Annotated in this window: 16 protein-coding genes; 8 read left to right on the forward strand and 8 right to left on the reverse strand. The window is 65.5% G+C overall.

What is annotated here, in order from left to right; translation table 11 throughout:
* Positions 1-147: 147 nt before the first annotated feature.
* From ABCR88_RS20210 to ABCR88_RS20225, 4 genes are read left to right on the forward strand one after another with little or no spacing between them, the layout of a single operon-like run.
* Positions 148-2,985: an ATP-binding protein gene (locus ABCR88_RS20210; protein ID WP_337155023.1), complete on the forward strand. Its 2,838-nt coding sequence runs from the start codon at positions 148-150 to the stop codon at positions 2,983-2,985.
* 2 nt (positions 2,986-2,987) lie between these two features.
* Positions 2,988-4,262: an EAL domain-containing response regulator gene (locus tag ABCR88_RS20215; RefSeq protein WP_041118869.1), complete on the forward strand. Its 1,275-nt coding sequence runs from the start codon at positions 2,988-2,990 to the stop codon at positions 4,260-4,262.
* A gap of 5 nt (positions 4,263-4,267) precedes the next feature.
* Positions 4,268-7,420 (forward strand): ATP-binding protein, encoded by a 3,153-nt coding sequence (locus tag ABCR88_RS20220; RefSeq protein WP_350403261.1) that lies wholly within the window; start codon positions 4,268-4,270, stop codon positions 7,418-7,420.
* 57 nt (positions 7,421-7,477) lie between these two features.
* Positions 7,478-8,131, forward strand: a complete 654-nt coding sequence (locus ABCR88_RS20225; RefSeq protein WP_041118871.1) for a response regulator transcription factor — start codon at positions 7,478-7,480, stop codon at positions 8,129-8,131.
* Positions 8,132-8,304: 173 nt separating this feature from the next.
* Here the strand turns inward: ABCR88_RS20225 and ABCR88_RS20230 are convergent, their stop codons facing one another.
* Positions 8,305-8,805 carry an Lrp/AsnC family transcriptional regulator gene (locus ABCR88_RS20230; RefSeq protein ID WP_026020117.1) on the reverse strand — a complete coding sequence of 167 codons (501 nt, stop codon included), beginning with the start codon at positions 8,803-8,805 and terminating at the stop codon, positions 8,305-8,307.
* Positions 8,806-8,926: 121 nt separating this feature from the next.
* Between ABCR88_RS20230 and ABCR88_RS20235 the strand changes: the two genes are divergently transcribed.
* The 4 genes from ABCR88_RS20235 to ABCR88_RS20250 all read left to right on the forward strand — a co-directional run bounded on the left by ABCR88_RS20235 (position 8,927) and on the right by ABCR88_RS20250 (position 13,926).
* Complete coding sequence (locus ABCR88_RS20235; protein WP_026020116.1) at positions 8,927-9,955, forward strand: histone deacetylase family protein; 1,029 nt, start codon at positions 8,927-8,929, stop codon at positions 9,953-9,955.
* A gap of 58 nt (positions 9,956-10,013) precedes the next feature.
* Positions 10,014-11,075 carry an ornithine cyclodeaminase gene (locus tag ABCR88_RS20240; RefSeq protein WP_041118872.1) on the forward strand — a complete coding sequence of 354 codons (1,062 nt, stop codon included), beginning with the start codon at positions 10,014-10,016 and terminating at the stop codon, positions 11,073-11,075.
* Positions 11,076-11,235: 160 nt separating this feature from the next.
* The gene (locus ABCR88_RS20245; protein ID WP_350403265.1) at positions 11,236-12,648 is read left to right on the forward strand and encodes an amino acid permease; all 1,413 of its coding nucleotides are present in this window, start codon (positions 11,236-11,238) and stop codon (positions 12,646-12,648) included.
* Positions 12,649-12,765: 117 nt separating this feature from the next.
* Positions 12,766-13,926 carry a hypothetical protein gene (locus tag ABCR88_RS20250; RefSeq protein ID WP_325984890.1) on the forward strand — a complete coding sequence of 387 codons (1,161 nt, stop codon included), beginning with the start codon at positions 12,766-12,768 and terminating at the stop codon, positions 13,924-13,926.
* A gap of 3 nt (positions 13,927-13,929) precedes the next feature.
* On the opposite strand, the gene ABCR88_RS20255 is transcribed toward ABCR88_RS20250, so the two are convergent.
* From ABCR88_RS20255 to ABCR88_RS20285, 7 genes are all read right to left on the reverse strand, one after another.
* Positions 13,930-15,105, reverse strand: a complete 1,176-nt coding sequence (locus ABCR88_RS20255; protein WP_350022903.1) for an acetyl-CoA acetyltransferase — start codon at positions 15,103-15,105, stop codon at positions 13,930-13,932.
* Between the two features lie 109 nt (positions 15,106-15,214).
* Positions 15,215-15,727 carry a hypothetical protein gene (locus ABCR88_RS20260; RefSeq protein ID WP_232643354.1) on the reverse strand — a complete coding sequence of 171 codons (513 nt, stop codon included), beginning with the start codon at positions 15,725-15,727 and terminating at the stop codon, positions 15,215-15,217.
* Positions 15,728-15,808: 81 nt separating this feature from the next.
* On the reverse strand, positions 15,809-16,783 hold the full coding sequence (locus tag ABCR88_RS20265; RefSeq protein WP_041118880.1) for a cyclase family protein: 975 nt from the start codon (positions 16,781-16,783) through the stop codon (positions 15,809-15,811).
* Between the two features lie 56 nt (positions 16,784-16,839).
* Positions 16,840-17,598, reverse strand: coding sequence for an SDR family oxidoreductase (locus ABCR88_RS20270; RefSeq protein ID WP_350403269.1), 759 nt, complete (start codon positions 17,596-17,598; stop codon positions 16,840-16,842).
* Positions 17,599-17,646: 48 nt separating this feature from the next.
* On the reverse strand, positions 17,647-19,095 hold the full coding sequence (locus tag ABCR88_RS20275) for an aldehyde dehydrogenase family protein (RefSeq protein WP_350403271.1): 1,449 nt from the start codon (positions 19,093-19,095) through the stop codon (positions 17,647-17,649).
* A 4-nt stretch (positions 19,096-19,099) separates the two neighbouring features.
* Positions 19,100-20,212 carry a tartrate dehydrogenase gene (locus tag ABCR88_RS20280; protein ID WP_041118883.1) on the reverse strand — a complete coding sequence of 371 codons (1,113 nt, stop codon included), beginning with the start codon at positions 20,210-20,212 and terminating at the stop codon, positions 19,100-19,102.
* A gap of 161 nt (positions 20,213-20,373) precedes the next feature.
* The gene (locus ABCR88_RS20285; RefSeq protein ID WP_041118884.1) at positions 20,374-21,276 is read right to left on the reverse strand and encodes a LysR family transcriptional regulator; all 903 of its coding nucleotides are present in this window, start codon (positions 21,274-21,276) and stop codon (positions 20,374-20,376) included.
* Between the last annotated feature and the right edge of the window lie 82 nt (positions 21,277-21,358).

Below are 21,358 nucleotides of genomic sequence, written 5' to 3' on the forward strand. Positions count from 1 at the left end.
CATAACTTTCAAACCTTTGCGTTAGAGCACAAGAGGGTCGAAAGCCTGAAGTCAATAGGTGAACTAAAAAATGAGAATCTTCTTAAAGCCCCTGGCATTAAGAATATTCTGAAGAGGGATATAGATAGTTCTCCTTACTATGGGCCGATGCATACACAAGCCCACTTCCCTGCGTTTACCAGCCACTTCTACGGGTCCTATATCCCGGTGGTCCTGCTGCGCCTTTTCATGTTCAGCCTGCTGTCCTGCATCCTGATCATTGCCGGTTTCGTGGTCCACTGGTCACTTAATGAAACCCTCTCCAACTACCGCCGGCAAATGAACGCAGCGGCATTTAACGCACAACAATTCTTCAATCAACGGGAAAGCCTGTTGAAGGCCATTTCTTCTTCGGCCGTGCGCACTAGCGATGAGCGCCTTAGTTCAACGGCGCGCAACTTTCTGGCAAGTAACGAGCAACTGCGGGTACTGCCCTTCGGCAGTACTCCCTCCCGGCGCTGGGCCCTGGTGCTGACTGCCCGCGACCTGGTGGAAGTGGACAGCACCCACAGCCAGCTGCTGTACCTGGTGCCGGAACAGGGCCTGGTCAGCACTCTCTACGAGCCAGCGGCCACCGGCACCGGCCAGCCCCCCAGCAAGGCCGTGGACGCACCCTGGCTGCGCCAACTCGACCAGCGTGCGGTACAGGACCTGCTGGCCCGACACCCCGAGGCCCGGACCCTGTGGTACTGGGCCGGCATCGACGGCAACAAGCAGGTGTACCTGTTGCGCCCGGTGGACGAGCATCACGCCAGCGAGGGCTGGCTGGGCCTGGAGCTCACCGAGATCGACCTGGCCCTGGACCCTCTGGGCCTGCACCAGGGCAAATACCTGCTGTATGACGCCGACGGCGCACTGGTGCTGCACAGCGCCAACTGGCAAGTGCCCGGCAGCCTGTCGCGCCTGCAGGCCGACGAGGACTCCTTCGGCCTGCACCGCCTGGGCGGGCTGCCCGACTACATCGTGCTCAATAAATCCGTGGGCAACGCCGGCTGGCGCCTGGTGTACTACGCACCGGTCAGCCAACTGCTGCGCGACAGCCGTGGCCCGCTGTACACCACCCTGCTGGTGACCCTGCTTCTGTTCGCGGTGATCTTTCTCGGCGCGCGCTACATCCGCCTGCGCCTGGTAGAACCCGCAGTGCGCCACTACAGCGCCCTGGCAGACAGCGTGTCCCTCAACCGGCGCTTCATCGAGGTGGCGCCGGTGGGCCTGTGCCTGATGCGGCGCGACAACGGCCGGCTGATCCTGTGCAATGAATCCGGGCGCCGCTGGCTGGCCTCGGTGCCCGACCTGCGCGAGCGCATCCTCGGCGAGCCGCCTGCCCGGGTGCATGCCATCGAACATGCCCTGGACGACGGCACCTTCATCCAGCTGACCTGTGCCCCCACCGGCTACAACGGCGTGGCGGCGGTGCTGTGCTGCATCAGCGACGTGACCGACTTCAAGATGGCCGAGCAGTCGCTGCTGCAAGCCAAGCTGCTGTCGGACCAGGCCAACCGCGAGAAGACCCTGTTCCTCAGCACCCTGAGCCACGAGATCCGCACGCCCATGTACGGCATCCTCGGCTCTCTGGAAATGCTCCGCACCACCGCCCTCAGCGCCCAGCAGGGCGACTACCTGGAAGCCACCCAGCAAGCATCCTCGGCGCTGATGCGAACCATCAACGACACCCTGGACATGTCACTGATCGAGTCCGGCCGCCTGAGCCTCACCAGCGCCCCCTTCTCCCCGGTGCGGCTGGTGGAAGAAGTGGCCTTCAGTTACTCGGCCCGGGCCCGCAGCAAGGGCCTGCGCCTGTACGTGACCCTGGACCCGAATGTCGCCGAGCGAGTGGTGGGCGACGGCGAACGCATTCGCCAGATCCTCAACAACCTGGTGAGCAACGCCATCAAGTTCACCGAGTCCGGCCATGTGGTGCTGCGCCTGCATGCCGAGGCGGGCCCGAGCCAGGCGCCCCGCCTGCGCTTTCAGGTGGTGGACAGCGGCCCGGGGATCGCCCCGGAGTTCCAGGCCAACCTGTTCGAACCCTATTACCGGGTGCCCAGCTGGCTGGGCCAGAAGGCGTCGGGCACCGGCCTGGGCCTGGCCATCTGCCAACGGCTGGCGACGATGATGCAGGGCCAGTTGAGCGCCATCAGCGAACCGGGCCTGGGCTCCAGCTTCAGCTTCAGCCTGGCTCTGGAACCCTGCACCGCCGCCCCGGCGCCGGACCTGCCGCGCCTGGGGGTGACCCCGGTGTATGTGCGCGGGGATATCCAGGAAGTGAATCTCAACCTCTGCCACTGGTTGCGCCGCTGGGGCGCCCTGGCCATTCCCTACGTGGCCGAACGCGACCCGCCGACCCGCAAGGCGGTGCTGGTGGAAGCCTTTCTCGGCCCCTCGCGGCCAGTGGCCTGGAGCGGCCCGCGGGTGCTCATGCACGCCCCCGGCATGGGCCCGCCGCAGCGCCAGGCCGGCGACAGCTGGGTGGCCCGCACCTTCAGCCTCGACAGCCTGCGCAACGCCGTGGCCCAGGCCCAGTCCGGCATCGTCGTCGAACGGTGCTTCGCCTCCCCCGAAGCCCTGGCCCCGAGCCTGGACCTCAAGCTGCTGGCGGTGGACGACAGCACCCTGTCGCTGCAGGTGATCTTTCAGCAGGGTCGCTACCTGGGCAACCGGATGGTGGCCTGCGCCAGCGCCGTCGATGCCTTGAAACGCACCGACCTGCTGTCCTTCGACGGCGTGCTGACCGACTTGCAGATGGAACACATGGACGGTCTGTCGTTTGCCCGCACCCTGCGCGAGCGGGGGTATTGCGGCCCCATCATCGGTATCACCGGTGAGCTCTCCCCGGCGCTGCGCAGCCACTGCGAGTCGGCCGGAATTCGTCATTTGCTGATCAAGCCGGTACCCCTGGACGCCTTGAGCGAGGTACTGCAATCCATCAAGAGGAAAGTCATTTGAGCATGCTCAAGCCCCTGCGAGTCCTGGTGCTGGACGACCATCCGATCCACTGCCTGCAGGCCCGGCACCTGTTGCAGACGGCCGGGTTCGGCCGGGTGGACAGCGCCCTCGATGCGCGCCAGGCCCTGGCCATGCTGCACCGGCAGGTCTACGACCTGGTGCTGGTGGACCTGCACATGCCGGAAATGGATGGGGTGCAGTTCATCCATGCCCTGACCGGTGTCGACCAGGTGCCGATCCTGGCCATCGTCTCGTCCTGCTCGCGGCGGTTGATGAACAGCGTCAGCCTGATGGCCAAGGAGAAGGGCCTGGCGGTACTCGGCACCTTCCCCAAGCCCCTGGAAGCGATCCACGTCGAGCAGATCAGCGCCATCATCGGCAACAGCCAGGACCCGGTGCTGGCAGCCCGGCCCGAGCACGAGGCGGTGTTCGACCGCCAGGTCCTGGAGCGGGCCATCGAACGCCGCGAGCTCAAGGCCCGGTTCCAGCCCCGGCGCTCGCTGAGCACTGGCCGGATCGTCGGCGCCGAGGCCCTGGTGCGCTGGAACAGTCCGTCCTTTGGGCTGCTGATGCCGGACTCGTTCCTTGCCTCCATCAGCCGCTGCCAGCTGGACCATGCGCTGTTGCTGCTGATGCTCGACGACGCCCTCCAGGCGCAGCAGCACTGGCAACGCCTGGGCCACCGCCTCAGCGTATCGGTAAACCTGCCCACCGGACTGCTGGACGACCCCGGCCTGCCCGACCAGTTGCAGCAGATCACCCTCGCCTCGGGGCTGGCCACCAGCGATATCTGCTTCGAGCTGCTGGAAACCGAGCGGCCACTGTCCCCCGGGCAGTATCATATGGGCGCCAGCCGCCTGCGCCTCAAAGGCTTCGGCCTGGCACAGGACGACTTCGGCATGGGCTACAGTTCCATGTACAGCCTGATCTCCACGCCCTTTACCGAGATGAAGATCGACCGCCACTTCGTGCATGGCGCCGCAGCCGACGATGCCCGCGCCGCAGCCCTGGTGGCGGCGGTGCAACTGGGCCGGCAACTGGGCCTGGAAGTGGTGGCCGAGGGCGTGGAATCGGCCCGTGACCTGGAATTTCTGCGCCAGATTGGCTGCGACAGTGCCCAGGGGTATCTTATTTCCGCTGCATTGGAGCTGGACGCCTTCACACAACTGCTGGGATGCACTGTTACTCCACCCTTTTCGTCACCTACCCGGCCCGCCTCCTCTCTCCCATGCCAGACATCCCGCTACGCCGCATCGCGAAAAACTTCCGACGATTGAATCTCGTGCTGTTCCTCATTCTGCCGTTGCTGCTGGTCATGGGCGGCGCGCTGTTCTGGGGCGGCCAGCGGATCATCCGCCAAGAACAGGAACGGATTGCCGTGGACTTCCAACTGCTGACCCGCTACATGAGCGAGCAGCAAGCCCTGCTCCAGCGGCTGGCCGGCGAGAAGCGCCTGCAATACAGGGACACGGACCAGGATCCGGCGCAGCTCTTCCACCTCATGGAGCAACAGGAGGCGGTGGGCGCGACCCTGTTCCAGGGCAACCCCTCCTCAGTGGAAACCCCCTTCACCCTGGTCTGCCAGGACCAGGCCCAATGCCCCCACCAGAGCGGCGCAGCAGCCGGCCTTGGGCGCTACCTGGCCGATCTCTACTCCAGCTTCTGGGTGCGCTCGAGCTTTCCCGCTTCGGCCCTGCTGGTGGTGGACGCCGGTGCCGGCAGCAGCTTTACCGTGCCCACCATCGGCAGCCGCTGGCCGCGGCTGACCACACCCCTGGTCCTGGCAGGCCTGCATGCGGTGCGCGCCAGCGCTACCAGCAGCGACAGCGACGCGATCCGCTGGATCCGTCTCAAGGACTTTCCCCAGCACATGATCGCCTTCACCGCCCTGCACAACCTTGCCCCCGGCAGCGGCCTGCAGAGTTCCGGCACCTATGCTGCCTGCCTCACCTACAGGGACCGCATCAACGTCTTCACCACGCCGCAGCGGCGGCACTTCTACGACAAGTTCTGGCTGCAAGGCCGGCTCGACGGCCTGCTGCTGGGGGATGAACCGGCGCCCCTGGCGCTGCACGAGGGGGCCAACGTACGCAGCGACGGCCTGGTGTTCCGGATCAACGACGCCAGCGGCCACTGGAGCGGTTACTACCTGTTGAGCTACCGCGCCCTGTTCCTCGGCCACTCCTGGTCCCTGGCGGCGATCTTCCTGCTGCTGTTGCTCAGCCCCCTGGCCGCCAGGGTCTATGCGCGCTGGTACCAGCGCCGGGTCATAGCGCCGGCGCAACAGGCTCACACCGAGCTGGTGGAAAACCATCAGTTCAGCCGCACCCTGCTGGAGACCACACCAGTGGCCCTGTGCGTGCTCAGCCGCGAAGACCGGCGGATCGTCTTCGCCAACAACCTGGCCCTCAAATGGTTCACCACCCAGGTCGGCCAGAGCCTGGACGCCAGCGGTCTGGACCCGGCATTGCTGGAGCACATCGCCCGGGCCCGGGAGCCGGGGGAGATCGAGAACTACCAGAGCTTCGACGGACGCTCGTTCTACATCGCCTTCGCCCCCACCCGCTACCGCAACCAGGATGTGCTGATCTGCGCCTTTGCCGACCTCAGTGCGCGGGCCCAGATGGAGCAGCAACTGACCCAGGCGAAACAGGCGGCCGACAAGGCCAACGGCGCCAAGTCGGTGTTCCTCGCCACCATGAGCCACGAAATCCGCACGCCGCTGTACGGGGTGCTCGGCTCCCTGGAACTGATGGGCCTGACCGACCTGGATCGCGAACAGCGCCAGTTGCTCGAACGCATCCAGGTGTCTTCCGGGCTGCTGCTGCAGATCATCAGCGACATCCTCGACATCACCCGCATCGAATCCGGCCAGCTGTCCCTGGGGGATCAGCTGTTCGATCCCAGGGCCCTGGTCCAGCGCTGCACCGCAAGCTTTGTCGACAGTGCCCGGAACAAGGGCCTGCTGCTGTTTTCCTGGGTCGATCCAGAACTGCCTCCAGCCCTGCTCGGCGATCCGGGGCGGATCAGCCAGATCCTCACCAACCTGATCAGCAACGCGGTCAAGTTCACCCACTCGGGCCAGGTGATAGTGCGCGCCCGGGCCGAGCCCGGCAGCCAGGGACGGGTGCTGCTGTCGCTGCAGGTGGCGGACACCGGTATCGGTATCGGCAAGGAAGAACAGCAGCAGCTGTTCATCCCCTTCTATCAGATCGACGCCCACTCCCACACAGTCCACGGCGCGGGGTTGGGCCTGTCGATCTGCGCCAAGCTGGCGGCGCTGATGGGCAGCCAGATCCACCTCACCAGCGAGCTGGGCCTGGGCAGCAGTTTCTCCATGCAGCTGGAACTGCCGGTGGCCAGCGACCCCGACGCCGAGCACCAGCCCGACCTGGGCGGCGCGCGGATCTACGTGCAAAGCCCGCACCACGAACTCACCGACAACCTCTGCCAGTGGCTGCAGAAGTGGCACGCCCAGGCCACCCCCGTGGACGCTACGGCCCCACCTCCCCAGGGCCAGGGCGTTCTCCTGCGGCTGTTCGATGACCGCCCCGAAGCGTCCGAGGCCCTGCCCCCCGGGCTGCTGCGCATCGACCTGGGCGGCCAGCAACGCACCCCCGGTGCGGGCCTGGCCGAGGCCGGCGACTACTATGCCATCGGCCGCTTGCTGGAACGCACCCTGGGCGGCGCGCCCGACGCTCCTGCCGAACCGGAACTGCCGGCCCGGGACATCGCCACTCTGGCCCCCTTGGGCCTGAACGTGCTGGTGGCCGAGGACAACCCGATCAACCAGGCGACCCTGAGCCATCAGCTTCAGCAACTGGGCTGCCGCAATACCCTGGCCGCCGATGGCGCGGAAGCCCTGGACCTGTGGCGCATCGGCGACTACGACCTGTTGCTGACCGACGTCAACATGCCGCGCATGAACGGCTACGAACTCACCTGCATCCTGCGCGCCGCCGGGGACGACCGGCCGATCATCGGCATCACCGCCAATGCCATGTGCGACGAAGAGGCCCGCTGCCAGGCCTGCGGGATGGACGCCTGGCTGGTCAAGCCAGTGCCGTTGCAGACCCTGCGGGCCAGCCTGGCACGGCTCACCAGCCTCGCCCCTGAGCCGCTCGCCGAGCCGGCAGCCGCGCCTGGCAACGCGCCTGCTGATGGCCTGCCGCCGAACCTGCGGGAACTGTTTGCCCGCACCATGGGCCAGGACGTGGAACACCTGCGCCAGGCCCTGGACGAGGAGGATTACGAGCGCATCTTCCAGTTGCTGCACCGGGTGCGCGGGTCTCTGGCGGTGGCTGGCCAGGAAGCGCTGATCCTGCAGGTCCACGACTTGGGACAGAGCCTGCGCCAGAGCGGTTTGACGGCTACCACGCGCGCGCATAGCCTGATGCTGCTGCACGCCTTGCAAGACATCAGCCAGCTCGAATGAACGCTCCTAGTACCCGCATTTCTGCGCATTCCCTTTTGACAATGGATCGTGTCCACCATGAAAAAAATACGCGTTGCCCTGGCCGACGATCATCCCCTGGTGCTCGCTGCCGTCAGCGACCTGTTGAAAAAGACCGGCCAGTACGAGGTGGTGGCGGCTGTCACCACCCCCAGTGCCCTGGTCCAGCAACTTTCGGATGACCCGCGGATCGACGTGGTCATCACCGACTACTTCATGGAGGGCGACCCGACCTTCGGCGATGGCATACGCCTGGTGACCTACCTGATCCGGCACTTCCCCAGGGTCCAGGTACTGGTGCTGACCATGATGTCCAACCCGATGATCGTGGCCGCACTGTATGACATCGGCGTGCGCTCGGTACTGCCCAAGCGCCATGACATGAGCGAGCTGCTCAGCGCCCTGGAGAACGTCCGCCAGGGGCGCATCCACCACCCGCCGAGCCTGGTGCAGAACGAGCTCAACAGCAGCCCGCTGCGCTCCATGGCCGACGGCCTGAGCAGCCTTACGCCCAAGGAATACGAAGTGCTGCGGCATTTCGTGCGCGGCGAATCAATGATGCAGATCGCCGCCAACCTCAAGCGCAGCGTGAAGACCGTCAGTGCGCAGAAGATCTCGGCGATCCGCAAGCTCAACCTGGACAGCGACCAGGCCCTGGTCGCCTTCTGCCTGGAGTCCGGCGAATTTCAGTAGGCCCTGGGGCCGGGGCGGCGCCGCAGCCAGGCGCTGCTGCTTCTGCATCCATGGCCTGCTCAACACTGCTGTTGCCTGCCTCGCTGGAACGCGAGCGCACGACCGCGCCGAAAGTACCTGCAGGGCAATCATTGAATAGCCCGGCATAAAAAAATCGGAAATCTGATGCCGGCCTACCTGGGTAGCGGCTGGGGAATCGCCAGACGGCTGGTGGCCTTGACCTCGCGCAGCGCCAGGCTGGACTGGATCGAGGCAATGCCCGGCTGGCGCCTGAGCACGTGCTCGACAAAGTCGCTGTAGCTGTCCAGGTCACGGGCCAGCACCTGCAGCAGGTAGTCGGCGTCGCCGGTGATCTTGTGGCAGGCCTGGACCTCGGGCAGGCGCATGATCACTGTCTCGAAATCGTCCGGGGTCTGGTCGGAGTGGGTGGCGAACCGCACATGGACGAAGGCCAGGATGTCCAGCCCCAGCAGCCGCCGGTCGAGGTTGGCCTGGTAGTCCCTGATCACCCCCTCCTCCTCCAGGCGCTTGCGCCGCCGCCAGCAGGGGGTAAGGCTCAGGGACAGGCGCTCACTGAGCTCGGCGTTGGAAATGCTCGCGTCCTGCTGCAACAGCGCAAGAATCGCCAGGTCGGTGTCGTCGAGGTTAACGCTGCGAGTCGTTTTTTTCACAATCAGCCACCAACGGGAAAAATATTACCCAAAACTCTAATTGCACCCGAACAAAAAGCAAAGAATTAGCAGCCATGCCGGAACAAACTATTTGCACCGGACAATAACAATGGATGCGTTCAGCATGCTTACCGTCTTCAGCGAATCCCACCGCCTGCACCATGGCACCGAATTGAAGGATGGCGTGCTCAAGCCCTCCTTCGAGCAACCCAGCCGCGCCGACACGGTGCGAGACCGGGTGCGCCACGTGGGGCTTGGCGAGATCATCGGCCCGCGGCGCTTCGACCGCGCCTGCTACGTGGCGGCCCACAGCGAACGTTACGTCAGCTTCCTGGAAAACGCCTGGAGCGAATGGACCGCCACCGGCCGCAGCCACGACGCCCTGCCCCTGGTGTGGCCGGTGCGCGACCTGGCCAACCAGCAGGTGCCCGAATTCATCGACGGCAAGCTGGGTTTCTTCGCCATGGACGCCGGCTCGCCGATCACCGCCACCACCTGGGATGCAGTGCGCACCAGCGCCGATATCGCCCTCACCGCCCTGGCCCTGATCGATGAAGGCCAGGACAGCGCCTTCGCCCTGTGCCGCCCGCCGGGGCATCACGCCGCACGGGAATACATGGGCGGCTACTGCTACCTGAACAACGCCGCCATCGCCGCGCAGCACGCCATCACCCGGGGCGCCAGGCGGGTGGCGGTGCTGGACGTGGACTTCCACCACGGCAATGGCACCCAGAACATTTTCTATGACCGTGGCGACGTGCTCTTCGTCTCGCTACACGGCGACCCGGCCGTGTCCTACCCCTACTTCTCGGGCCATGCCAGCGAGCGCGGCAGCGGGGCCGGCGAAGGCTGCAACCTGAACCTGCCCCTGCCGAAGAACACCACCTGGCAGCACTACCGCCAAGCGCTGGAGCTGGCCTGCAAACAGTTGCGGGCCTTCGCTCCCGAACTGCTGGTGGTGTCCCTGGGCGTGGACACGTTCAAGGACGACCCCATCAGCCACTTCCTCCTGGAAAGCGAAGACTTTCTCGGCATGGGCCAGATCATCGCCACGGTGGGCACGCCCACCCTGTTTGTGATGGAAGGCGGCTACATGGTGGATGAGATCGGCATCAATGCGGTCAATGTGCTGCACGGCCATGCCAACCGCTAGCGCGCGCCAGGCGCGCTCTCCCGCAGTGTTCAACGTTCCGACCGAGAGGGAAATCACCATGACCTTGTTTATCGATGTGGATCAGGCAGCGGCGCTGTACAAGCGCCTGGGTGTCGCCAGGGCGATCCGTGAAATGGCCGGTTATATCCAGGCCGACTACCTGCGCTGGCAAGCCTTCGAAAAGTCCCCGCGCACCGCCAACCACTCGCCCACCGGAGTCATCGAACTGATGCCCGCCGACGATGGCCAGCAGTACGCCTTCAAGTACGTCAACGGCCACCCTGGCAATCCGGCCCGGCAGTTGCTCACGGTCATGGCCTTCGGCGTGCTGGCCGAGGTGGACAGCGGCTACCCGGTGCTGCTCAGCGAACTGACCCTGACCACCGCGGTACGCACCGCCGCCACCTCGGCCCTGGTGGCCCGTGCCCTGGCGCGCCCGGACAGCCGAACCATGGCGCTGATCGGCAATGGCGCCCAGAGCGAGTTCCAGGCCATCGCCTTCCACGACATGCTCGGCATCGACGAGCTGCGGATCTTCGACATCGACCCGGCCGCCTCCCGCAAGCTCAAGCACAACCTGCAAGCCTGGCCGGGCCTGAAGGTGCGCATCGCCGAGTCGGTGGCCGATGCGGTCAAGGGCGCCGACATCGTCACCACGGTGACCGCGGACAAGGCCTACGCCACCATCCTCACCCCGGAGCTGATCGAGCCCGGCATGCACCTCAACGCGGTGGGCGGCGACTGCCCGGGCAAGACCGAGCTGCACGCAGAGATCCTGCGCAATGCCCGGGTGATCGTCGAGTTCGAGCCGCAAACGCGCATCGAGGGTGATATCCAGCAGTTGCCGGCGGACTTTGCGGTGACCGAATACTTCCGCATCGCCCAGGGCCTGGAACCGGGCCGCGAGCATGCCCGGCAGGTCACGGTGTTCGACTCGGTAGGCTTTGCCCTGGAGGACTTCTCGTCCCTGCGCTACCTGCACGACCAGGCGCGCGAACACGGCATTGGCGAGCGGATCCACCTGGTGCCGACCCCGGCCAACATCAAGGACCTGTACCAACTGATCGGCCAGGACCCCGACGCCGCCACAGGCGCCCCGCGCCGCCTGGCCAGCGGCTGAGGCAATACCCCCATGGCCGCTGCACGGGAAAACGCCCCGTGCCCCTGCGCAGCGGCCCAACCCGAACCGGTTGCGCCACCCCGACCTACAACCACAGCGCGCAGCCCCAGCCACCCTGCACTGCCAAAACTCGACAACTATAAAATCAAGAGGTTTTGTGATGACTCCAGATACCCTCGGGGCCCCTGCGCGCCCCGTGCTGCAACGCACCCTGCATAACCGTCATATCCAGCTCATGGCCATGGGCGGCGCCATCGGCACCGGGCTGTTCATGGGCTCGGGCAAGATCATCGCCATGTCCGGCACCTCGATCATCCTGATCTACATGATCATCGGCCTGTTCGTGTACCTGGTGATGCGCGCCATGGGCGAGCTGCTGCTGTCGAACCTGCAATTCAAGAGCTTCGCCGACTTTGCCGGCGCCTACCTGGGGCCGCGCGCGGCGTTTTTTCTCGGCTGGTCCTACTGGCTGAGCTGGAGCGTGGCGGTGGTGGGCGACGCCGTGGTGGTGGGCGGTTTCTTCCAGTACTGGTTCCCCGGGGTGCCGGCCTGGATGCCCGCGGTCAGCATGATGCTGACGCTGTTCGCCCTCAACGTGCTCACGGTGCGGCTGTTCGGCGAAGTGGAGTTCTGGTTCGCCATCATCAAGATCATCGCCGTGGTCACCCTGATCGGCGTCAGCCTGGTGCTGATCGCCAGTTCGTTCGTCTCGCCCTCGGGCGTGACCGCCTCGCTGGGCCACCTGCTGGACCGGCAAGCGGCCTTTCCCCACGGCCTGCTGGGCTTCTTCGCCGGGTTCCAGATGGCGATCTTCTCCTTCGCCGGCACCGAGCTGATCGGCACCGCCGCCGCGGAAACCCGCGACCCTCATAGCACCCTGCCCAAGGCCATCAATGCCATACCGCTGCGGATCATCCTGTTCTACGTGCTGGCCCTGGCCTGCATCATCGCCGTGACCTCCTGGCAGCAGGTGTCGCCGAACAAGAGCCCGTTCGTCGAGCTGTTCCTGATCGCCGGCTTCCCGGCGGCGGCGGGCATCGTCAACTTCGTGGTGCTGACCTCCGCCGCTTCCTCGGCCAACAGCGGCGTGTTCTCGGCCAGCCGCATGCTCTTCGGCCTCGCCGACCAGGGCAATGCGCCGCGCCTGTTCAAGCGCCTGTCGGGCCAGAGCGTGCCGGTCATCAGCCTGAGCTTCACCACCCTGCTGATGCTGCTGGGGGTGTTGCTGCTGTATGTGGTTCCGGAGGTGATGACCGCCTTCACCCTGGTGTCCACGGTGTCGGCGATCCTGGTGATCTTCACCTGGTCGACCATCCTCGCGTCCTACATCGCCTACCGCAAAAAGCACCCGCAACTGCACGCCCGTTCGCGCTACAAGATGCCCGGCGGCGTGCCCATGGCCTGGTTTGCCCTGGCCTTCCTGCTGTTTGTCCTGTGCCTGCTGGCCCTGCGCCCGGACACCCGCCTGGCGCTGTGCGTGATGCCGGCATGGTTTGTCTGGCTGGGTATCGCCTATCGCCTGACGGCAGGGCGCAAGGAGCGGGTTCATGGCCGGGCGGCATACCCGCGCTGAAGCGCAACAGTGCCAGGGATGGCACTCCCGGCTGCGGCTCAAAACGTAAAAACATCGACACACCCCCTGCGGTCTTGGTCTACTCGCGCGCCATCAACGTAGCCAGGGAGTGCTCACATGCAAGTCGCAGGCCCCACCTTTGAAGAGGTGTTAAGGAAGAATTTCAAGCGCGTGCTGACCTATTGGAGCCAGATCGGCACGGTCATGGGCTTGAGCGCCGTCGGGTTGGGGTTGATCAGCCTGTACATGTACACCCGGGCGATTGGCCGCACCGACCTGTTCATGGCTTCGATCGATGCAAAGTCAGCGCTGATGATCTGGCTGGTCATAGTGCTGGTGCTCATGAGCGCGTTTCTGTTTCTGCTGACCGTCACCACTCTGCTGTTCTGGCTGTCCGCCAGCCTGTTTCACAGAACCCCGGGGCGCCTGAAGGATGTAGTGGTGTGGCTGACACTCCCGTTCCTGGTGGGGTTCCTGGGATATGTCGTTGTCATTTACTACACCTCAGGCTGGCTGCCGGTAGGGCAATCCCTGCTTGGGCTGCTAGTGCTGTTTCTGCTCAGTTGCTGGGGGGTACTGTCACGCCCGGCGTTCAAAAAGGTAATTGAGGAAAACCTGACACCCACCAGGGACAAAATGGACTTTCTGCTTGTGTTGCTGACCTGCCTGCTTGGCACGCTCTGCGCAGCGCTCTTCCCCAGCCTGGTGACACTCAATGCCTATGTGAGTGAAGTCAGCAGCGACTCCCCGCACTATGTGGCGGCATTGAATCTGCTGATCCTGATCCTTACGTTGCTACCGGTCGTGATTTTCTACCACAAGGCCGGAAGCCTCAATAAACGCATCCTGTATTCGATATTGTCGGTGGCACTGTTTGCCCTGGCGTTTCTGTTTGTACTGCCCGGGGCCATGAGCAAGGTCACCTACAAGGCCGCAGGAGGGCTGGATGTACGCCAGGACGAAATCGAACGCTTCGTCCTGCTGGACGATCTCGAACTGCATGACCTGGACCCGCTGATGTGGAATACCCGCCTGACCTCGCAGCGCCACCTGGAGGTCCAGGGTTTTCAGCTGTTCTCTTTCGGTGAAACGCTGTTGATCTGTCCCAAGGGGCTACGCAACTTGCGGCTCAACCAGATGCACACCTATACCCGCCACTGCATCAAGACCCGCAACAGCTCAGTGACCCGTAAACCGCCAGGACCGCTGTACATCTCTCAACCGGCCTGTGCCAGCCTGGCGCCCCCTGCGGATTGCTGGAAGCCGCAGGGTTCCTGACGCTTACACCCTGACGGCCTGCAACACCGAGGCGTAGTTGGCCACCGCCATGCCGCCCATGTTGAACAACAGGCCGAACTCCGGCGAGCGCGCGGCGAGGCCAATGGGCTCGCCGATCAACTGGCGAAAGCCCAGGGCATGCATCGACACACCGGTGGCGCCCACCGGATGTCCCTTGGCCTTGAGCCCGCCGGAGAGGTTCACCGGCAGGCGTCCGTCGGCATTCACCCAGCCTTCGTCCAGGGCTCGATGGCCTTCACCCTTGGGCGCCAGGCCCATGGCTTCGTAGATCAGCAGTTCGGCGATGGTGAAGCAGTCGTGGACTTCGGCGAACGCCAGGTCGTCCAGCCCCAGGCCGGCTTCGTGCAAGGCGCCCTGGATCGCCAGTTGCGGGCCTTCGAAGGCCAGCACGTCGCGGCGCGCCATGGGCAGGAAGTCGTTCACCTGGCTCAGGGCGCGGATCGCCACTTCACGGCGGAACTCCCGGGCCCGGCGCGGCGACGCAAGGAGGATCGCCGCCGCGCCGTCGCTGATCAGCGAACAGTCGGTCAGGCGCAGGGGCTCGGCGATCAGCGGGTTGCCGGGCGAGACGCTGTTGCAGTGGGCAAAATCCATGGCCCGATGCATCTGCGCCAGGGGGTTGGCCATGGCGTTGGCGTGGTTCTTCACGGCAATCGCCGCCATGGCAGCCAGGGGGCTCTGGTAGCGCTCGGTGTAGCGCTGGGCCACTTGGCCGAACAGTTGGGCAAAGCTCAGGCCGGCCTCTTGCGGGTCGTTCTGGTAGCCGGCTCCGGCCAGGGCCCGGGTGACCTCGGCGGTGCTGTTGCCGGTCATCTTTTCCGCCCCCACCACCAGCACCAGTTCGGCGGCGCCGCTGCGGATCGCGTTGATCCCGGCCTGGATCGCCGCCGAGCCGGAAGCACAGGCGTTTTCGCAGCGGGTGGCCGGTTTGAAGCGCAGCTGCGGGTCGGCCTGGAGCATCAGGGACGCGGGAAAGCCATCAGGCACCAGCCCGGAGTTGAACTGACCGAGAAACAGCGCATCGATCGCCCCGGCGTCAATGGCGGCGTCCACCAGCACGTCGCGGGTGACCTGGACAATCAGGTCTTCCAGGCTGCCATCGAGGTGGCCAAAGCGGGTGTGGGCCGCCGCAACGATGCAAACGGATTCATGGTTCATGGAGGTTCTCCTGTACTGAAGGCGGGTGGTCCCGGCCAGCGGCCCGCGTGTACAAGGGCCCTCGGCGGGGGTGACTGCCCATCAGTGTAGGTAGTGTTGCGCCAGGTGCTCAGGTCAGCGCGGCCTGGGCATCCAGACGCAGCAGTTGCAAGGGTTCCAGAGTGGAGCCCTGCAAAGATTCCCCGGCATACAGCGCCTCGTTGGCCATGGCCATTTCAGCGCTGCGGCCGGCAACCATTTCGTAGGTCTTGCGCGGCAGGACCTGGCTCCAGCCGTTTTCAAAGGTGTCGTAGGCCAGGGTCAGCGCGGCGGTGAAATAATGCTGCCCGGCCACCGGAATCCGCACCTCCTGGCCCGCCTCATCCAGGGCGATGAAGTGATTGGGCAAGTGCTTCACCCCCAGGCGCTTGAGCACGATCCAGGCCAGGGCCGATGGCACGAAGACGTTGAGTTTTTCTGCGGCGATGGCCGAGTAGCCACGTTCCTGCAGCAGTCGGACGATGTCGTCTTCACTGGCCTCGGGGTGGCCGGCCATCAATTCCAGGGTATCGAGCACCCCCTGATGGGCACTGGCATGATCCAGGCAGCAACTGCAGTCCGGCGAATGTGAGTCGTCATGCATGATCGGTCGATGATCCCTATCGGTCTTGGTGAGGGGGCGCAGGATAAACCCTGCGCCTGCCTCGCCACCAGCAAACAGCGGTTACTTGATGACGATGGGGTTCACCGGCGCTCCGCTGCCGCCGACGATCTTCAGCGGCGCGGCGGTGTAGAGGAAGGTCCACTGGCCATCGGCGGCGCAATCCTCGGCCAGTTCTTCGAGCAGCACGATCTCGGTAAAGGCGATACCCAGGTTGCGCATCAACGCGCAATGCAGGGGAATCTGCACCCCGGACACCGGGTCGGTGATCACCTCGTTGGCGATGGTGTCGGTGACCAGATTGGGGATCTCCATCTGGTTGAACCAGTCCACCAGTTCCCGGCTGTAGGTCAGCCCGGGTTCCACCAGGTCCTTGAAGAACTCGGTCTTGCCGTACTCGTAGAAGGCGCCCATGGAACCGGTGCGGATGATGAGGATGTCGCGCTTCTCGATGGCCACGCCCTGGGCCTGGGCAGCGGCCAGCAGGTCCAGGTGGTTGAAGGTCTCGCCGCGCCCCAGGTACTTCTTGCCGCGGTGCCGGGCCATGTCGATCAGCACCGCACGGCCCACCACGCCGCGTTCGGCAATCGGCAACACACTGGCCTTGGCCATGCCGCCGACAGTGCTGCTGGCGTCGTAGCCGTTCCACAGCTGGTTGTCGTACCAGGCATGGCCCAGGGCGTCGTACTGGGTCGAGCCCTGCAGCTGCATGAAGATCACGTCGTCGCAGTACTCGGCGCCACCGGTCATGGAGGGCTGCTTGCCGGCCTGATAGTGGCTGCGGTCCAGGGTATTGAAACGCATCGACGGGTTGCGTGCCGGCCACATCGGGTCGCCGCCGGGATGGCCGATCTGCACTTGCAGGGTGAAGGTCTTGCCCTGGCGCACGGCGGCCACGCCCCGCAGTACCTCGGCCTGTTGCAGGTAGTTGAGGGCACCGACTTCGTCGTCCGGGCCCCACTTGCCCCAGTTCTTGGGCAGGCCTTCAAGCAGTTGCTTGGTATTGGGGTGGTTCTTGTTGTTATCGATCCCACACATGTCGACTGCACTCCGTAGCTGGGTTTGGGTTTAGCCAAAGGGCTTTCTACAGATCATCAGACGCAGCGTCCACCATCGACTTCCAGGCAGGTGCCGGTGATGAAAGCCGCCTCGTCGGAGGCCAGGTACAGGCAGGCGTTGGCCACGTCCTGAGGGGTGGAGAAACGTCCCAGGGGAATGGTGGCCATGAATTTCTGGCGGTTTTCCGGGGTGTCCGGCACGCCCATGAACTCACTGAGCAGGGCCGTGGCGCCGACCACCGGGTTGACGCAGTTAACGCGGATGTTGTCCGGCCCCAGCTCGGCGGCCATGGTCTTGCTCATCACCACCACCGCGCCCTTGCTGCCGTTGTACCAGACCAGCCCCGGACGCGGCCGGATCGCCGCCGTGGAGGCGATGTTGATGAACACCCCGCCGCCCTGGCCACGAAAATACGGCACGAAGTGCTTGGCGCTGAGGAAGATGCTTTTGACGTTGACCGCGAACACTCGGTCGAACTCGGCCTCGTCCACTTCCAGCATCGGCCGGTTGCGGTGGGTGGTGCCGGCGTTGTTGACCACGATGTCCAGGCCGCCGTATTGCTCCAGGGTGTTGCGCAGCAGCGCGGCAACGCTGGCGTCCTGGGCCACGTTGACCTCGATGAAGTGGGCCTGGCCGCCGGCATCGCGGATTTCCTGCGCCACCCGCTGGCCGCCCGTGGCGTTCATGTCGGCGATTACAACCCGGGCGCCCTGCTGGGCGAAGGTCTTGGCGATGCCTTCACCAAAGCCGGAACCGGCGCCGGTGACGATGGCAGTTTTATGGGCTAGACGCATGCTAGTGACTCCTGTTTTTGTTGTTATTGGCCGCCGTAGTGGCGGCCCTCAGTCGTGACGAATGGCGATGGTCTTCAAGGCGGTAAAACCCAGCAGCGCCTCGAAGCCCTTCTCGCGCCCGTAGCCGCTGGCCTTGACTCCGCCAAAGGGCAGTTCGACGCCACCACCGGCGCCGTAGTTGTTGATGAACACCTGGCCACAGCGCAGCTTGTGAGCCATGCGCAACTGACGCGCACCGTCCCGGGTCCAGACCCCGGCCACCAGGCCGAAGGCGCTGTCGTTGGCCAGGCCAATGGCCTCGGCCTCGTCCTCGAAGGGCATTACCGCCAGCACCGGGCCGAACGCTTCCTCCCGGGCCAGGCGACTGTCTGGCGGCACATCGCGAAACAGCACCGCTTCGTGGAAGTAGCCGCCGCTGCCGGCCTCGGCCACCACCTGCCCACGGGCCGCCACCGGGATGCCGGCGGCCTCGGCCTCGCGGACGAACTCCCGGACCTGGCGCAGCTGTTTCTGGTTGATCAGCGGGCCCATGTCCAGGTCCAGCTCCGAGGGCCCGGCGCGCAGTTGGCCAAAGCACTGGGCCAGGCGTTCCAGCAGCGGTTCATACAGGCTGCGCTGCACCAGCAGGCGGCTGCCGGCGGAACAGGTCTGGCCGCAGTTCTGCACGATGGCGTTGATCAGCACGGGCAGCGCCCGCTCCACATCGGCGTCGGCGAAGACGATCTGCGGCGACTTGCCGCCCAGCTCCAGGGTTACCGGGCAATGCCGTTCGGCCGCCGCCTTGGCCACCAGGGCGCCGGTGCCGGTGGAACCGGTGAAAGAGATATGCGCGACGCCAGGATGGGCGCACAACGCGGCACCGGCTTCGTGGCCGTAGCCGCTGACCACATTCAGGCTGCCCGCCGGGAAACCGACCTGGGCCGCCAGCTCCGCCAGCCGCAGCAGCGACAGGCTGGCGTCCTCGGCGGGCTTGACCACGCAGGCATTGCCCGCCGCCAAGGCGGCGCCGACGCTGCGGCCGAAGATCTGCATCGGGTAGTTCCAGGGAATGATGTGCCCGGTAACGCCATGGGGCTCGCGCACCGTGAGCACGGTGTAGCCGGCCTGATAGGGCAAGGTCTCGCCGTGGAGCTTGTCGGCGGCCCCGGCGTAGTACTCGAAATAGCGCGCCAGGGCGGTAGCGTCGGCCCGGGCCACCTTCAGCGCCTTGCCGGTGTCCCGGGCCTCGATCTGCGCCAGCTCTTCATGGTGCTCCAGCACCGCCTGGCCCAGGCGGGCCAGCAGGCGCCCACGCTCCAGGGCGCAAAGGCTGCCCCAGGGCCCGTCGAAGTTGTCCCCCAGGGCCCGTTGCGCGGCCTGCACCGCCAGGTCGATGTCCTCGGCGGTGCCCCGGGCGATACGCGCATAGCTGATGCCGGTACTGGGGTCCTGCACGGGAATGTCCTCGGCCCAGGACGAGGCTTGCCATTGGTTGTCGATGTAGTGTTCCAGACTCATCAGCTCAGCTCCTGTTTCCAGCCAGACACTCGGCAATCGCCCGCCCGACTTCCACGGTGCTGGCGGTGCCGCCCATTTCCCGGGTGCGCGGCCCTTCGGCGAGCACCGTCTCGATGCTTTCGACAATCGCCGCCGCGGCCCGCTGGTAAAGTTCATCGCCCTGCCCCAGGTGTTCGATCATCAGGGCCGCCGACCAGATCTGGCCGATCGGATTGGCCACGCCGAGACCGGCGATATCCGGTGCCGAACCATGCACCGGCTCGAACAGCGAGGGGTACAGGCGCTCCGGGTTGAGGTTGGCCGAGGGCGCAATGCCGATGGTGCCGGTACAGGCCGGGCCCAGGTCGGAGAGGATGTCGCCGAACAGGTTGGAGGCCACCACCACGTCGAACCAGTCCGGGTGCTGGACGAAGTGCGCGCAGAGAATGTCGATGTGGAACTTGCGGGTCGCGACCTGAGGGTAGGCCTGGGCCAGCGCCTCCACCCGTTCGTCCCAGAACGGCATGGTGATGGCGATGCCGTTGGACTTGGTGGCCGCCACCAGGTTGCGCCGGGGCCGGCGGCTGGCGAGTTCGAAGGCGTAGTTCACCACCCGGTCCACACCATGGCGGGAAAACACCGACTCCTGCAGGGCAATTTCCCGCGGGGTGCCCTCCCACATGCGCCCGCCGACGCTGGAATACTCGCCCTCGGTGTTTTCCCGCACCACGATGAAATCGATGTCCCCGGGCGCCCGCCCGGCCAGCGGGCACGGCACCCCGGGCATCAGCCGCACCGGGCGGATGTTCACGTACTGGTCGAACTGGCGGCGGATCTTCAGCAGCGAATCCCAGACCGCAATATGGTCGGGCACGATGTCCGGCGCGCCCACGGCGCCGAAGAAGATCGCCTCGTGGCCACCGATCTGCTGCGCCCAGTCGTCGGGCATCATGCTGCCATGGGCCTGGTAGTGCTCGCTGCACCAGTTGAAATGATCGAATTGCAAGGCGATGCCGAAGCGCCGGCTGACGGCTTCCAGCACACGCAGGCCTTCGGGGACCACTTCGCGGCCGATGCCGTCACCGGCGATCACCGCAATGCGATGGGGAGGTTTTACAGCGGGATTGATCCTGGACAAGCCGTCTCTCCTGGTCTGACGTGTTGTTGTTATGGAGGCAGGTCAAGCGCACGGGCGAGCCCATTCTGGCCACAGCGCGGGGCCAGTGGGAATTGCTCATTATGGAAACCGCCTTCGCAAAATTCGAAGGCACGGGGGAAGAGTCCTGCTATGACCGGCGGCTAGCCCGCGGCTGCCGAGGCCTGCTCGCAACCGGCCAGGTAGTCGAACAGCTCGCGGCTGGCCAGGGACGGCTGTTCCTGGCGCCGGCAGAGGTACATCTGGCGGTCAGCCCAGGGGTCGTCGATTTCGATAAAACGCAAGGCCATCTCCTTGCGAAAGATCTGCACCGCACCCTGGGGCAGCACCCCCACGCCCTGCCCTGCGGCGATCAGCCGGCACACGGCCTCGAAGCTGCGCACCTGCACCCGCAGGCGCAAGGGCATGCTCACCGCCGCGGCCGCCTCGCTGATCAGGGGAGTGATCGCGGCGTTGTCCTCCAGACCGACGAAGTCATAGCCCAACAGGTCCTGAAAGCGCGCGTGGCTCATCTTGAACGGGTGGTCCTGGGGCACGATCAGGCACAACCGGTCGCGGCAATAAGGGATGAAATGCAGGTCCTGGCCCCGTGGCCGGGTGGTGACGATGCCCACATCGGCCACGCCGTCACGCACCGCCAGGAGGATCTCGCGGCTTCGCTCCTCGCGGATGTCCACGCGAATGCCCGGGTGCAGGTCGCTCCACTGGGTCAATTGCCGGGGCAGTTCCTGGCTCATGGCCGAACTGTTGGCGTACAGGCTGACCCGGCCGGTAGCGCCCTTGGCGAAGTCGGCCAGGTCGGCGTGCATCACATCCACCGCCCGCAACAGCGAGCGGGCGTGCTCGGCCAGGGCCTGCCCCGCCGCCGTCGGCAATACCCCGGTGGAGGTGCGGGTCAGCAGCGCCACCTTGAAATGCTGCTCCAGCAGCGACAGGCGCCGGCTCGCGGCGGACAGCGACAGGTGCGACTGCTCGGCGGCCCGGGACAGGTTGCCCAGGGTCAGGGCCTTGAGAAACAGCTCGATGGAGGTCAGGTCCGGGGCCATGGCAGGGTCCTTGTGCGCGGTCCGTGAAAACTACCCAGTCGGGCGCGCCCTGTCCAACCTTGTGGCGGCTGCTCGCAGCCCC

It is taken from the genome of Pseudomonas sp. W17 (genome assembly GCF_040268305.1).
GTDB classification, from domain to species: domain Bacteria; phylum Pseudomonadota; class Gammaproteobacteria; order Pseudomonadales; family Pseudomonadaceae; genus Aquipseudomonas; species Aquipseudomonas protegens.

Excerpts from the sequence above, each read along its gene's own strand:
- ABCR88_RS20240 (WP_041118872.1), top strand. The coding sequence starts at position 10,014 with ATGACCTTGTTTATCGATGTGGATCAGGCAGCGGCGCTGTACAAGCGC.
- ABCR88_RS20235 (WP_026020116.1), top strand. The coding sequence starts at position 8,927 with ATGCTTACCGTCTTCAGCGAATCCCACCGCCTGCACCATGGCACCGAA.
- ABCR88_RS20210 (WP_337155023.1), top strand. The coding sequence starts at position 148 with ATGCATACACAAGCCCACTTCCCTGCGTTTACCAGCCACTTCTACGGG.
- ABCR88_RS20255 (WP_350022903.1), bottom strand. The coding sequence starts at position 15,105 with ATGAACCATGAATCCGTTTGCATCGTTGCGGCGGCCCACACCCGCTTT.
- ABCR88_RS20270 (WP_350403269.1), bottom strand. The coding sequence starts at position 17,598 with ATGCGTCTAGCCCATAAAACTGCCATCGTCACCGGCGCCGGTTCCGGC.
- ABCR88_RS20275 (WP_350403271.1), bottom strand. The coding sequence starts at position 19,095 with ATGAGTCTGGAACACTACATCGACAACCAATGGCAAGCCTCGTCCTGG.
- ABCR88_RS20285 (WP_041118884.1), bottom strand. The coding sequence starts at position 21,276 with ATGGCCCCGGACCTGACCTCCATCGAGCTGTTTCTCAAGGCCCTGACC.
- ABCR88_RS20245 (WP_350403265.1), top strand. The coding sequence starts at position 11,236 with ATGACTCCAGATACCCTCGGGGCCCCTGCGCGCCCCGTGCTGCAACGC.
- ABCR88_RS20260 (WP_232643354.1), bottom strand. The coding sequence starts at position 15,727 with ATGCATGACGACTCACATTCGCCGGACTGCAGTTGCTGCCTGGATCAT.
- ABCR88_RS20265 (WP_041118880.1), bottom strand. The coding sequence starts at position 16,783 with ATGTGTGGGATCGATAACAACAAGAACCACCCCAATACCAAGCAACTG.
- ABCR88_RS20225 (WP_041118871.1), top strand. The coding sequence starts at position 7,478 with ATGAAAAAAATACGCGTTGCCCTGGCCGACGATCATCCCCTGGTGCTC.
- ABCR88_RS20250 (WP_325984890.1), top strand. The coding sequence starts at position 12,766 with ATGCAAGTCGCAGGCCCCACCTTTGAAGAGGTGTTAAGGAAGAATTTC.
- ABCR88_RS20215 (WP_041118869.1), top strand. The coding sequence starts at position 2,988 with ATGCTCAAGCCCCTGCGAGTCCTGGTGCTGGACGACCATCCGATCCAC.